General features: G+C 59.4%; 12 protein-coding genes. 10 read left to right on the top strand and 2 right to left on the bottom strand.

Annotated features, from left to right (window positions below):
* Positions 1 to 138: 138 nt before the first annotated feature.
* A complete protein-coding gene (locus AC07UI_RS21835; RefSeq protein WP_494994461.1) occupies positions 139 to 663 on the bottom strand; it encodes an Mpo1 family 2-hydroxy fatty acid dioxygenase in 525 nt (174 codons plus the stop codon).
* Between the two features lie 86 nt (positions 664 to 749).
* On the opposite strand from AC07UI_RS21835, the gene AC07UI_RS21830 reads away from it, so the two are divergent.
* Both AC07UI_RS21830 and AC07UI_RS21825 read left to right on the top strand, forming a co-directional pair.
* Entirely contained in the window at positions 750 to 1436 is a 687-nt protein-coding gene (locus AC07UI_RS21830; RefSeq protein WP_494994460.1) for a Crp/Fnr family transcriptional regulator, read from the top strand.
* Positions 1437 to 1524: 88 nt separating this feature from the next.
* Positions 1525 to 1899: a response regulator transcription factor gene (locus AC07UI_RS21825; protein ID WP_494994459.1), complete on the top strand. Its 375-nt coding sequence runs from the start codon at positions 1525 to 1527 to the stop codon at positions 1897 to 1899.
* 158 nt (positions 1900 to 2057) lie between these two features.
* Here the strand turns inward: AC07UI_RS21825 and AC07UI_RS21820 are convergent, their stop codons facing one another.
* Positions 2058 to 3062, bottom strand: a complete 1005-nt coding sequence (locus AC07UI_RS21820; protein WP_494994458.1) for an AraC family transcriptional regulator — start codon at positions 3060 to 3062, stop codon at positions 2058 to 2060.
* A gap of 100 nt (positions 3063 to 3162) precedes the next feature.
* On the opposite strand from AC07UI_RS21820, the gene AC07UI_RS21815 reads away from it, so the two are divergent.
* The 8 genes from AC07UI_RS21815 (at position 3163) to AC07UI_RS21780 (ending at position 13498) form a co-directional block, all read left to right on the top strand.
* Positions 3163 to 3786: a hypothetical protein gene (locus tag AC07UI_RS21815; RefSeq protein WP_494994457.1), complete on the top strand. Its 624-nt coding sequence runs from the start codon at positions 3163 to 3165 to the stop codon at positions 3784 to 3786.
* Positions 3787 to 3946: 160 nt separating this feature from the next.
* Positions 3947 to 4528 (top strand): alpha/beta hydrolase, encoded by a 582-nt coding sequence (locus AC07UI_RS21810; protein WP_494994456.1) that lies wholly within the window; start codon positions 3947 to 3949, stop codon positions 4526 to 4528.
* Positions 4529 to 4583: 55 nt separating this feature from the next.
* Positions 4584 to 5519 (top strand): sigma 54-interacting transcriptional regulator, encoded by a 936-nt coding sequence (locus tag AC07UI_RS21805; protein ID WP_494994455.1) that lies wholly within the window; start codon positions 4584 to 4586, stop codon positions 5517 to 5519.
* A 180-nt stretch (positions 5520 to 5699) separates the two neighbouring features.
* Positions 5700 to 6482 carry a MetQ/NlpA family ABC transporter substrate-binding protein gene (locus AC07UI_RS21800; RefSeq protein WP_494994454.1) on the top strand — a complete coding sequence of 261 codons (783 nt, stop codon included), beginning with the start codon at positions 5700 to 5702 and terminating at the stop codon, positions 6480 to 6482.
* 318 nt (positions 6483 to 6800) lie between these two features.
* Entirely contained in the window at positions 6801 to 7985 is a 1185-nt protein-coding gene (locus AC07UI_RS21795; RefSeq protein WP_494994453.1) for an RHS repeat-associated core domain-containing protein, read from the top strand.
* Between the two features lie 286 nt (positions 7986 to 8271).
* Positions 8272 to 9381 carry an efflux RND transporter periplasmic adaptor subunit gene (locus AC07UI_RS21790; protein WP_494994452.1) on the top strand — a complete coding sequence of 370 codons (1110 nt, stop codon included), beginning with the start codon at positions 8272 to 8274 and terminating at the stop codon, positions 9379 to 9381.
* Positions 9378 to 10448 (top strand): efflux RND transporter periplasmic adaptor subunit, encoded by a 1071-nt coding sequence (locus AC07UI_RS21785; RefSeq protein WP_494994451.1) that lies wholly within the window; start codon positions 9378 to 9380, stop codon positions 10446 to 10448. The genes AC07UI_RS21790 and AC07UI_RS21785 overlap by 4 nt, the downstream gene beginning before the upstream one ends.
* Positions 10445 to 13498: an efflux RND transporter permease subunit gene (locus AC07UI_RS21780; protein WP_494994450.1), complete on the top strand. Its 3054-nt coding sequence runs from the start codon at positions 10445 to 10447 to the stop codon at positions 13496 to 13498. Before AC07UI_RS21785 ends, AC07UI_RS21780 begins: the two co-directional genes overlap by 4 nt.
* Positions 13499 to 13513: the final 15 nt, after the last annotated feature.

The raw sequence follows: 13513 nt of genomic DNA, 5'->3' as shown, positions 1-13513 counted from the left end.
CTCTGCGTGGTAATGCAGCCCGTGACGCCCTGCGTCACAAGAGCGGACGCAGAGCGTCCAGTGAGGCATTCCCACGCGAGAACGTGGGAACGATCATTCCACGGACTTGTAGGAGCGAGGCTTGCCCGCGATGGCGTCTTACGCCGTAGCGCGTTTCGGATTGATTCGTACGACCCCGGCCCGCGCTTCGATCTGTTCTTTGAGGTCATGGCGAAACCCCAGCATGAACGCCAATTCGGCCACGACAAATAGCGGCCCGACGATCAATCCCGATACGTCATCGACAAACGCCGGTTTGCGCCCTTCGTAGTGATGGCCGACAAACTGAATCGCCCAGCCGACCACAAACATGCCGATTGCGCTGCCGAGCCAGACCCATGTGCTGTCCTGCGCGAGAATATGACCTAGCCAAACGGACAGGCCAAGCAGGGCGGTCATTACTACCCCAAAGCGTACTTCCAGGCGTACATAAAACCACGCCGAGGCCAATGCCAGCAGCACCGCTGGAGACACCCAGAGCCCGGCCACCGGCCATTGCGGCCGTGACAGCAACACCGCAACGGCGACCACAATCAGCGGAATGCCGATAAAGTGGCTGGTGATATTGCGAGGGTCGCGGTGGTAGGCGGCGTATTGACTGAGATGGTCAACGAGGCTTTTCATTGTTGTTTCCTCCTGTAGGGAGTTCGATCATGCCCTGCGCTCAGTCTTCGCTCTGTCAGCCAGGCGACAATCATCTTGGAGTTCTCATGGATATGCAGGCCTGGCGTCCGCGTTTGTTGAGCGGTCAGTGGTTCAACCATTTGCCTGCCTTGTTCCAGGATAGTCTGCTGGCGATCGCCAGGGTGCGGCGTCTGGCGCCGGGGCAACGGCTGTTCAAGCGTGGCGATCCACCCTGTGGTTTGTACGCGGTGCTTGAAGGTGCGGTGCGCATTGGCGCAGTGAATGAGCAGGGCAAGGAGGCGCTGCTGAGCCTGGTCGAACCGCCGCACTGGTTCGGTGAAATCTGCCTGTTCGATGGCCAGCCGCGAACCCACGACGCTTATGGTGTTGGCTTGTGCGTCCTGTTGCATGTGTCTCAGGCCGCGTTGCTCGAGCTGCTGGAAGAACACCCGCAATACTGGCGGCATTTGGCACTGTTGATGAGCCACAAGCTACGCCTGACGTTCATCAACCTCGAACAGCTGAGCCTGATGCCGGCGGCTGTACGCGTGGCTCATCGCTTGCTGCTGATCGCCGAAGGTTACGGTGAGACCGAGCACTCGCGACGGGTCCTGCAATTGCCCCAGGAGCAGTTGGCGTTAATGCTCTCGCTCTCCCGGCAGACCACCAATCAGCTCCTCAAGGAGCTGCAAGGTCAGGGTATTCTCAATCTGAGTTATGGCGAGATCGAAGTTGTCGACCTGGAGAGATTACGTGCTGCGGCGCAGGGATGATTGAGTCGGCTCATCCGAAATAACCGTTAGTGATGGGCAATGACCGCCAAGGCGCCTAGCCTGTACAGATGATTAATCGAGGTGTGCCATGCGTTTGCTGTTAGTGGACGACGAGCCTGAGGTCGCGAAGCTCCTGGCTCAAGGCCTGAGCGAGGCAAGTTTTGCGGTGGATGTGGCGGTTGACGGGATGCAGGGGCGACGCTTTATCGACGAGCAGCCTGAGTATGACCTGATCGTCCTGGACGTCATGTTGCCCGGGCTCAATGCCTGGCAATTGCTGCAACAGATTCGTCGGCGCGGTGCAACGCCGGTGCTGTTTCTGACCACCAGAGACGGGATTGAGGATCGGCTGCGGGATCTTGAATTGCACGATGATGATTACTTGCTCAAGCCGTTTTCGGTGGCCGAGCTGGTGGCGCGGGTGCGTAAGTTGCTCAGACGTGGGCGTAGTGCAAACCCGTAGCAGCTGCCGAAGGCTGCGTTCGAGGCCGCAGGCCTCGTAATTCAGACGCTCAGATCTGTTTGAAGCACCGCGTTGTCTGGTTTTACGACTGCTGCGCCCGAGCGCGGACCGAGTCGAACGCAGGCTGCGCCAGCTACTACGGGATTGTCGTTGGTGCTTTATCGCAACCCATCCCGAAACTGCCCCGGTGTCATCCCGGTCCAGCGTTTGAAGGCGCGGCTGAAGCTACTGGTGTCGGCGAAGCCCAGCAGGTAACTGATCTCGCTCAATGAGCACTGCGGGTCGCGCAGGTGCAGCAGCGCCAGGTTCTCCCTACACTCGTTGAGCAAGGTATCAAAACGACAGCCCTCATCGGCCAGATGCCGTTGCAGGCTGCGCAGGCTCAGGTGCAAGGTCTGGGCGATGTGTTCGGCAGAAGGTTCGCCTTCCGGCAATTGCGCTTCAATGGCCGAGCGGACCTTGCGTTCCCAAGTCAGCGGTTGCAGTTGCACCAGGGTGTGTTTGAGCATCGTTTCGTTGTGCTCGGCCAGCTCCGGGTTGGCGTCATCCAGATGACTGTCGAAATCGCTGACGGCAAACTCCAACCGGTCCTCGTCGGCGGCGAAAAAAATCGGCGCACGGAACACCGCATGCCAATGCTTCGGGTCCGCCGGTTCCGGTCGACGCAGATACACTGCTAACGGTGCGTAATCCCGGCCCAGGCGGCTGCGGCAGGTACGGACATAGATCGCTGCGAAGGCGTCGATGGCCTCGAACGCCGGTCTCGGGCTGCCCTCAGGGACCCTCAAATGAAAACAATAGCGCTCGCCAACCTGGTTCAATTCCAGCTCCAGCGCATCGCTGACCACTTGGTGGTAACGCACGATCCGCTCGAAGACTTCCCGCAGGCTGCCGCTGGCCACCAGCGCATAACCCAGGGCGTGAAACGTGGTCGGGCTGACGAAGCGTGAGACCCGAAGGCCAATTGCCGGATCGCCGCTGGCCTTGACCGCCACTTCCCACAGACGCGTGGTGGCAGATAGCGGATAACGGGCGTTCGGGTCGTCCATCAATTGTGGGTCGAGGCCGGCTTCGCGGCACAGTGCGTCGCTGTCGAGGCCAAGGGCGTCGAGTTGCTTGCGCAGAGCGCGGGTCCAGCTGGCGAGGGAGGTGGGTTCAATCATGATGATTGGCGCTTCCGGTCAACAGGTTGGCGTTCACGGCTACAGCCCTGCGCAGGTGAGCAGGGCAGGATGCGAACATCAATAACCAGAGGATGGAAGCATGTATGGTACTTCTGCAAGTCCCACGCACCTGAATGCACAGCAACGATCAGCGCATATTCGTGAAGTGGTGCTGGCCCGCGGCACAGAATTGCGTAAACGCTACCCGATTCTTAATCATCAGGACGCCCTTGGCGCGGGTATTCTGGCCTTTGCGCTGGCCGGAATGATCGGCTCGGCGACGCTCTACCTCACCAGTCTGCTCGGCGCACCTGTCGAATGGTCGGTGAACACGTTGTCGGTGCTGCGGGTGATCGATATCGCGGCGGTGGTGATCATCGGTCCGAACGTGTTGCGTACCTTCTGCCTGCACTTTGTCAGCTCGAACATGCACTACTACGGCGACGTGGAACCGGGCAATGTGATCCAGCAGACGCAGATCCTCAACCCGTGGTGGATGTGGCCGTTGCAGACGTTTTGTTTCAACTTCGGCAGTACCCACGGCATCCATCATTTTGTAGTGAAAGAACCGTTCTACCTGCGCCAGATGACTGCGCCGGTGGCGCATAAAGTGATGGTCGAAATGGGCGTGCGCTCTAATGATTTCGGCACGTTTGGGCGGGCGAACCGGTTTGCTCGTAAAGAAGAAGTGGTGGGGGAAAAGGTACAAACCGCCCATGCTTGATGAGTTGTCCTCGAGGGCGTCTTCGCGGGCAAGCCAAGCTTGCACATTAGATTTGTTTATATTCCTTTAAGGTCTTAACAAATAGCTTCTTATTCCTTAGAGGATATAGCTCCGGTCCCTATAATCGGCCACGAACAGACACGTAGCCGGAGGGCTCCCGATGCGCAACGAATCAATTCGCTATCTGATCGTGCCGGGCTGGCAAGGATCGCCAGAAGACCATTGGCAAAGCCATTGGCAGAACAGTTTGCCAAACAGCGCGCGCGTGGAGCAGGCCGACTGGCTGACACCGCGTCGCGAAGATTGGGTCGCGGCGTTGGCCGAGGCGATTGCCGCTGATAGTACGCCGGTGATCCTGATCGCCCACAGCCTGGGTTGCATCACCGTTGCTCATTGGGCTGCACAGGCGCCAGTGAGCTTTTTACGTCAGGTCCGCGGGGCCTTGCTGGTCGCGCCAGCCGATGTCGAACGCCCTGCCTGCGTGCCGGCCTTGCGCAACTTTGCACCAATCCCGACGCACCTGTTGCCGTTCCCCAGCCAAATCGTCAGCTCGGACAACGACAGCGCCGTGAGTGCCGCCCGTGCCCTTGAGCTGGCCCGTAACTGGGGCGCCGAAGCCGGAATTCTGGCGGGTGCCGGCCACATCAATGTGAAGTCCGGCCACCAACGCTGGGAACAGGGCTTCGCCTACCTCTACCGTCTGCAAAATCGCATGGAACAGCATTCCCTGCGTCGCGCTTGAATCTTTTATTTTTTTTACGCCCCCGTCTGCCGGCGGATTTGGGCGGGAGTCTGCCATGAGCCTGCATGAAACCTTCGGTCAGCCGTTGCTGACCTTTCCCGACGCGGAAAAAAGTCCGCTGAGCATTCGCGCCAAGGCGTTGGTATTTGTCGACCCGCGTTCGCGGCAGCTGCGCCAGGAACTGGAGCAATTGGCACCACGTTCGATCTCTGTGCTGATCCGTGGTGAAACCGGCACCGGTAAAGAACTGCTGGCGCGACATATCCACCGTGCCAGCGACCGAGGTGGTCTGTTCGTCTCGGTCAACTGCGGGGCGATCAGCCCGACGTATGCCGATGCCGAGTTGTTCGGCTATGCCGCCGGCAGTTACACAGGGTCGGCCAGCAGTCGGGCCGGCTGGTTCGGTTCCGCCAATGGCGGCACCTTGTACCTGGACGAAATCGGCGACCTGCCGTTGCCGATCCAGAACAAGTTGCTCGCGGCGCTGGAGAATCATGAAGTCACCCGCGTTGGTTCCCAGCAGCCGAGCCCGGTGGATGTGCGGCTGGTGGCGGCCACGAGCATCGACCTGGCTCAGGCGGTGAATGCCGGGAAATTCCACGAGCGGCTTTATCACTACCTCAGCGAAGGCCAGCTGGAACTGCCGGCGTTGCGTGAGCGGGTCGGCGATATCCTGTCGCTGGCCGAGTATTTCCTTGGCATCTACAGCCAGCGCCTGGACCTGCCGGTACCGTTGATCAGCGAAGCGGCGCAGCAGCTGCTGGAACAACACAGCTGGCCGGGCAATACCCGTGAGCTGGAGAACGTCATTCACTTTGCGCTGCTGGTCAGCAGTGGCGACGAAATTTTGCCGGAGCATCTCAATCTGCCGGAAAGCCTGGCGCCGTTGCCGTTGATCGAGCAACAGGTAGGGCGAATTATCAGCGGCGGATCTGCTACGCAATTGGTCACCCTGAAAAGCGCGCTCGAACGGCTTGTGCGGTCCCTGTAGGTTGCGGTGTAGAGCGGTCGACGTCTGTATGAATAAAATGGAATATGAAAGTGAATAAAAGATATTGTTCGGGAATAAAAAAAATCGGTATTGTCCGCTCCACGTCAGCAATAGCATTCCACTGGCACTTCACTTGAAGCCGTCGTCGATGACGACTGTGATTTCCGATAAGGACACTGCATGAAAAAGGTTCTGTTGTTTACCGCATTGGCGGCTGCCCTGACCGCAGGTTTGGCTCAGGCCAACGAGAAACTGGTGGTTGCCGCAACCCCGGTTCCACACGCCGAGATCCTCGAGCTGGTCAAGCCGGCCCTTGCCAAAGAAGGCGTGGATCTGGAAGTCAAAGTCTTCACCGACTACGTACAACCGAACGTGCAGGTCGATCAGAAGCGTCTGGACGCCAACTACTTCCAGACCCTGCCGTACCTGAAAAGCTTCAACGACGGCAAAGGCACTAACCTGGTGACCGTGATTGGCGTTCACGTCGAACCTTTCGGCGGTTACTCGAAGAAAGTCAAAACCCTGGCTGAACTGAAGGACGGCGCGACCATCGCCATCCCGAACGAAGGCAGTAACAGCGGCCGTGCGTTGATCTTGCTGCAGAAGGCCGGTCTGATCGAATTGAAAGACCCGAAAAACGCTCTTGCCACCCCGAAAGACATCGCCAGGAACCCGCACAACTTCAAGTTCAAAGAGCTTGAATCGGCCATGCTGGCGCGTGTGCTGGATCAGGTTGACCTGGACATGATCAACACCAACTACGCGCTGGAAGCTGGTCTGAACCCGGCCAAGGACGCACTGGTCATCGAAGGTGCCGACTCGCCGTATGTGAACTTCCTGGTGGCCCGTCCAGACAACAAGGACAGCGTTGCTATCCAGAAACTCGCCAAGGCGCTGACCAGCCCGGAAGTGAAAGCCTTCATCGCGAAGAAATACAGCGGCGCAGTGCTGCCGGCGTTCTGATTCAGCGCGCGTTCTAGCGCAAAAAACCTTCAAGGTTTCAACGTCGACGGCTGGTACAGCGTCGGCGTTTTTTATTGGGTGCGATTCTTTTAGTGCCAATCGATCGTTCCCACGCTCCTGCGTGGGAATGCCTCACCGGACGCTCTGCGTCTGCTCTTGTGACGCGGAGCGTCACGGGCTGCATTCCCACGCAGAGCGTGGGAACAATCCGGGGCTTGCTGTTACGCCGTGATCAAGCGGTTACCTAGCAGTTCTGCCAGGTAGTCGATGGGTTGATGCTCGTGCAATCTAAGCCTTCTTCACACGAAGGATCAGAGCATGGCGAAGCCCGAAATACTTTTGTGCCGTTACGGCTATGACGCGCTGGACCGGCTGACCGGGCTTGTGCCGTCAGAGCAAGAAGAGGTGCAACGGTTTTATAACATTGAGCATCTGACCACTGAGCTTCAGGGCCCGGCGTCTCGGACGGTATTCCAGCAAGGCACTCAATTGCTCGCTCTACAGCAGCGACAAGGTGATGAGGTCAATAGCCAGTTGCTGGCTACCGATCAGCAACGCTCGGTCTTGCACGCCGTCGATGGGGCTCGGCGCCTGCAAAAGGTCTATACGCCTTACGGCCATCGACGCGCTGAAAGTGGCCTGAGCAGCCTCCTTGGATTCAACGGCGAGCGCCCCGATCCGGTGACCGGGCACTATCTGCTGGGCAACGGGCATCGGGCGTTCAACCCGGTGTTGATGCGTTTCAACAGCCCGGACAGGTTGAGCCCGTTTGGTCGGGGTGGGTTGAATCCGTATGCGTATTGTTTGGGGGATCCGGTTAATCGGAGTGATCCGAACGGACGGTTTTCCATCCTCGGCATCCTCGGGCTCCTTACAAGCGTCGCCAGCCTGGGAAGCTCATCAGTAGCGCTGTTCCCTTCGCTACCCTTCATCGTGTCGACAAAGGCATTGCTTACCGGTGCGACAGGTCGTTTACCTGCGAAATATTCTTTCGGCGCTGTTTCATCCGTTGTTGCCGGAACCACAGGATTATTAGGAACCATGGCAGGAACCGCGAGAGTTATTATCGGGGAGACTGATCCTGACTCGTCTGCACTGGAAGCACTGACATGGATCTCTTTAGGGCTTGGCGTAACCTCATTGTCAGCAAGATTGGGTTCCTACTGGGTGGCCCGCGATCCCAATTCAGTTCCAGCTTTGAAAGATTTCACCGCTTCGCGAGCAACGACTATAAGGCCTGGAAGCCTGGTGCTGAACACGGGCTCAGCAACTCCTGAGCAGTACACGCCTTCAGCTCCCATTTCTACAGGCACACCGACAACACCGCTGGCCTCAGTACCTCCACCCTTACCCATGGCATTGGAAAATCTTTCCAAAACGGAGCTATTCAACTTATGCCGAGGCCAACAAAATCTAGCTCGTAATGCGATTAATACGGCAGTAAAAGACTTGGAAATCGCCGCAGCTCATATTCGCGATGCCCGACGGCAGCTAAAACCTTAGTCTTCGATCCATTTCAATCCGGCCAATGCCACGCCGGTTCATCCAGCATTCCTTGCCCAACGATTTCGGTCTGACCAAAATTCTTCTCCAGCACGATGGAATTGCACTCCGGGTCTTGAGCATCGTGGGTTTCCGGCTGCGTGGCCTGGCAGTTTCCCCGATAGCCTATCAGTCAAGGGTGACAGCGATCCAATGTGGTACAGAGGTAAAGTACACAGGTTCAACCCTGTTCTAAGCTCACAATCGTATCGTCACGTGTCCGCCCGCATCACGCAAAGGAGTCTGCATGGCTGGTCCCGGATTGAAATGGGTCGTTGGCGTGGGTCTCTTTGCCCTATTGACCGCGTGCGGCGATAAAAAACCGGTCGAGCGCGAGCACCCACGGGTGTTTGTGCAAGTCGTGCAGCCTGCCGATTTTGCGGCGTCCGTGACCCTCACCGGCGATGTCCAGGCACGGGTTCAGACCGAGCTGTCGTTTCGTGTCGGCGGCAAGATCATTCAGCGGATGGTTGATGTCGGTGATCGCGTATCCGCCAGACAAGTATTGGCCAGACTCGATCCCAAAGACCTGCAAACCAACGTCGATTCGGCCCAGGCGCAGGTTGTCGCCGAACAGGCGCGGGTCAAGCAGACCAGCGCGGCGTTTGTGCGACAGCAGAAACTCTTGCCCAAGGGCTACACCAGTCGCAGCGAATACGACGCCGCCCAGGCCGCGTTGCGCAGCAGTCAGAGCGCCTTGAGCGCCGCTCAGGCGCAGTTGGCCAACGCCCGCGAGCAACTTGGCTACACCTCGCTGTTCGCCGATGCGCCGGGGGTGATTACTGCGCGTCAGGCCGAAGTCGGGCAGGTGGTGCAAGCCACGGTGCCGATTTTCAGCCTGGCCCGGGACGGCGAGCGAGATGCAGTATTCAACGTCTATGAGTCGCTGTTGGCCGAGCCGCCGACGGACAGAACGGTGGTGGTCAGCCTGCTCGACAACCCGAAGATCAAGGCCACTGGCACGGTCCGTGAAATCACCCCGGCGGTCTCCGCACAGACCGGCACGGTGCAGGTCAAGGTGACCTTGAACGAACTGCCGGCGGGCATGCAGTTGGGCTCGGTGGTCAGCGCCACGGCCAAGCCTCCGGGCAAATCCGCCGTCGAGCTGCCGTGGTCGGCCTTGACCAAAAAACTCAGCGATCCGGCCGTGTGGGTGGTGGCTGACGACGGCAGGGCGCAGTTGCACACGGTCACGGTCTCACGTTACCTGACGGGCAAAGTGATCATCAGCGAGGGGCTGGGTGGTGGTGAAAAAGTCGTGACGGCCGGTGGGCAATTGTTGCACCCCGGGATGTTGGTGGAGATCGTCGCAAGGCCCGGGAAGGGCCCGACCCAACCGCCGGGAGTCCAGCCATGAAGCGCCTGCTTGTGGTGATGTCAGCCAGTGTTTTGCTCGCTGCCTGCTCAAAAAAAGAGCCGCCCCCGGAGCCGGTGCGCCCGGTACTGTCCATTGAGGTCCAAGCGGAGTCGCAAGAAAACCTCGGACGTTTCGCCGGGAGCATTCAGGCGCGCTTTGAAAGCAATATCGGCTTCCGCGTGCCGGGGCGCATAGCTCGGCGCAACGTTGATGTGGGTAGCGAAGTCCAGAAGGGTGCCTTGCTCGCGACCCTCGACCCCACCGATCAACAGAACCAGTTGCGCGCCAGTCAGGGCGATCTGGCACGGATCGAGGCGCAATGGATCAACGCTCAGGCTAACGCCCGGCGACAGCAGGAACTGTTCAACCGTGGGGTCGGCGCCCAGGCGCAACTGGACGCCGCCCAGACCGACCTGAAAACCACCAGCGCATCGTTGGAACAAGCCAAGGCATCAGTCAGCCAGGCCCGCGATCAGCTCAATTACAGTGAACTGCGCGCTGACCACGCGGCCATCGTCACCGCCTGGAATGCCGAAGCCGGGCAGGTGGTCAGCGCCGGTCAGCAAGTGGTGACCCTGGCGCGGCCGGACATCAAGGAGGCGGTGATCGACCTGCCCGCGACCCTGGCCGAACGACTGCCCGCCGACGTGGTGTTCAAAGTGGCTGCGCAGCTCGACCCGGGCATCAACACCACTGCCACCGTGCGCGAGATCGAACCGCAGGCGCAAAGCGCGACTCGCACCCGGCGTGCGCGTTTGACCCTGGCCGAGACACCGCTGGGGTTTCGCTTGGGGACTGCCATCAGCGTGACCCTCAGTTCGGCCATCGAGCCGCGTATCGAATTGCCGCTCAGTGCCTTGCAGGAAGTCGACGGCAAGAGCCGGATCTGGGTCATCGACCCCCAGACGCAAACCGTGTCGCCCCGTGACGTCACGCTTGTCAGCCGTGACGACAGCACGGTCGTCCTGGCAACTGGCGTCAAGGCCGGTGAGCGGGTGGTCAGCGCCGGTGTGAACAGCCTCAAGCCGGGGCAGAAAGTCAAAATCGATGAGGAAAGCCCGCGATGAAAGGGAGTTTCAACTTATCCGAATGGGCCCTCAAACATCAGTCCTTTATCTGGTACCTGATGTTCGTCGCGTTGCTGATGGGCGTCTTCTCGTACATAAACCTGGGCCGCGAGGAAGACCCCTCGTTCACCATCAAAACCATGGTGATACAGACCCGTTGGCCTGGCGCGACCCAGGAAGAAACCCTCAAGCAGGTCACTGACCGCATCGAGAAAAAACTCGAAGAACTCGACTCTCTCGACTATGTGAAGAGCTACACCCGACCCGGCGAGTCGACTGTGTTTGTGTTCCTGCGCGACACCACCAGCGGCAAGGACATCCCGGAAATCTGGTACCAGGTGCGCAAGAAGATCAACGACACTCGCGGTGATTTCCCGCAGGGGTTACAGGGGCCTGGGTTCAACGATGAGTTTGGCGATGTCTACGGCTCGGTGTACGCCTTCACCGCCGACGGTCTGACGATGCGCCAGTTGCGCGACTACGTGGAACAGGTCCGAGCCGAGATTCGTGAAGTGCCGAACCTGGGCAAAGTCCAGATGATTGGCGAGCAGGACGAAGTGCTCTACCTGAACTTCTCTACACGCAAACTCGCAGCCCTCGGTATCGATCAGCGCCAGGTGGTGCAAAGCCTGCAAGCGCAAAACGCTGTGACTCCAGCCGGGGTGATCGAGGCCGGTCCTGAACGCATTTCGGTGCGCACCTCGGGGCAGTTCGCTTCGGAGAAAGACCTGGCCAACGTCAATCTGCGGCTCAATGACCGCTTCTATCGGTTGGCCGACGTCGCCGAGATCAGCCGCGGCTACGTCGACCCGGCGACGCCGATGTTCCGTTTCAACGGTCAGCCGGCCATCGGTCTGGCCATCGCCATGAAAAAGGGCGGCAATATTCAGGCCTTCGGCAAGGCCCTGCATCAACGTATGGACGACCTCACTGCCGACCTGCCGGTGGGTATAGGCGTACACAAGGTTTCCGATCAGGCCGAAGTGGTGGACGAGGCGATCGGTGGCTTTACCAGCGCCTTGTTCGAAGCCGTGGTGATCGTGCTGATCGTCAGTTTCATCAGCCTCGGCGTGCGCGCCGGACTGGTCGTGGCCTGCTCTATTCCGCTGGTGCTGGCGATGGTCTTTGTCTTCATGGAATACAGCGGTATCACCATGCAGCGGATTTCCCTCGGCGCCTTGATCATCGCCCTCGGCCTGCTGGTGGACGACGCGATGATTACTGTCGAGATGATGGTTACGCGTCTGGAAAAAGGCGAGTCCAAGGAAGACGCGGCGACCTTTGCCTATACCTCGACCGCATTCCCGATGCTCACCGGCACCCTGGTGACCGTGGCCGGCTTCGTGCCCATCGGTTTGAACGCCAGCTCCGCCGGGGAATACACCTTCACCCTGTTCGCGGTCATCGCCGTGGCGATGCTGTTGTCGTGGATTGTCGCGGTATTGTTCGCCCCGGTTATTGGCCTGCACATCCTCAGCACCGAGGTCAAACCCCACTCTGAAGAACCAGGGCGCATCGGCCGCGCCTTCAACGGCGGGCTGCTGTGGTGCATGCGCAATCGCTGGTGGGCGATTAGCCTCACCGTGCTGCTGTTCGTGCTCGCGGTGTTCTCCATGCGCTTTGTGCAGAACCAGTTCTTCCCGTCTTCGGACCGGCCGGAAATTCTTGTCGACCTGAACCTGCCGCAAAACGCCTCGATCAACGAAACCCGTCTGGCGGTAGACCGCCTCGAAGCGACCTTAAAAGACGACCCGGACATCGTCCGCTGGAGCTCCTACATCGGCGAGGGCGCGATTCGTTTCTACCTGCCCCTCGACCAGCAATTGCAGAACCCCTACTACGCGCAATTGGTGATCGTCAGCAAAGGCCTGAAAGAGCGCGCTGCGCTGACGCAACGCCTGAAAAAACGCCTGCGCGAAGATTTCGTCGGTATTGGCAGTTTTGTTCAAGCGCTGGAAATGGGCCCGCCGGTGGGCCGGCCGATCCAGTATCGGGTCAGCGGCAAAGACATCGACCAGGTGCGCAAACACGCCATTGATCTGGCGACCATGCTCGACAACAACTCGCACATCGGCGAGATGATTTATGACTGGAACGAACCGGGCAAAGTCCTGCGCATCGACATCGCCCAGGACAAGGCGCGGCAGCTGGGGTTGTCGTCGGATGATGTGGCGAAGTTGATGAACAGCATCGTCAGCGGCTCGAAGGTGACTCAGGTGCATGACGACATCTACCTGATCAACGTGGTCGGTCGTGCCATAGATGCCGAACGTGGTACGCCGGAAACCCTGCAAAATCTGCAGATTGTCACCCCGGGCGGCACCTCGATTCCGCTGCTGGCGTTCGCCAGCGTGCGTTATGAGCTTGAGCAGCCATTGGTCTGGCGCCGCGACCGTAAACCGACCATCACCATCAAGGCCGCAGTGCGCGACGAGATTCAGCCGACGGATCTGGTCAAACAGTTGAAACCTGATATCGACAAATTCGCCGCCGCGTTGCCAGTCGGCTATTCGGTCGCGACCGGCGGTACGGTAGAGGCAAGCAGCAAGGCCCAGGGGCCGATTGCCAAAGTCGTGCCGCTGATGCTGTTCCTGATGGCGACCTTCCTGATGATCCAGCTGCACAGCGTGCAGAAGCTGTTCCTGGTGGCCAGCGTCGCGCCGCTGGGGCTGATCGGCGTGGTCCTGGCGCTGATCCCCACGGGCACGCCCATGGGCTTTGTGGCGATCCTCGGGATCCTCGCGTTGATCGGTATCATCATCCGCAACTCGGTGATCCTGGTAACCCAGATCGAGGAGTATGAACGTGATGGCTATGCCCCGTGGGACGCCGTGGTGCAAGCCACCGAACACCGCCGCCGACCGATTCTGCTCACCGCCGCAGCCGCCAGTATGGGGATGATCCCTATCGCCCGCGAAGTGTTCTGGGGCCCGATGGCCTACGCGATGATCGGCGGCATCATCATCGCGACACTGCTGACGTTGTTGTTCCTGCCGGCGCTGTATGTGGCCTGGTACAAGATCAAGGAGCCGAAGAAGGTGGTGGCCTGAAGAGATTTTGATCGT

The sequence above is a fragment of the Pseudomonas sp. GW821-FHT04C07 genome (genome assembly GCF_059420325.1).
This window is presented reverse-complemented; position numbering and strand designations above follow the sequence as displayed.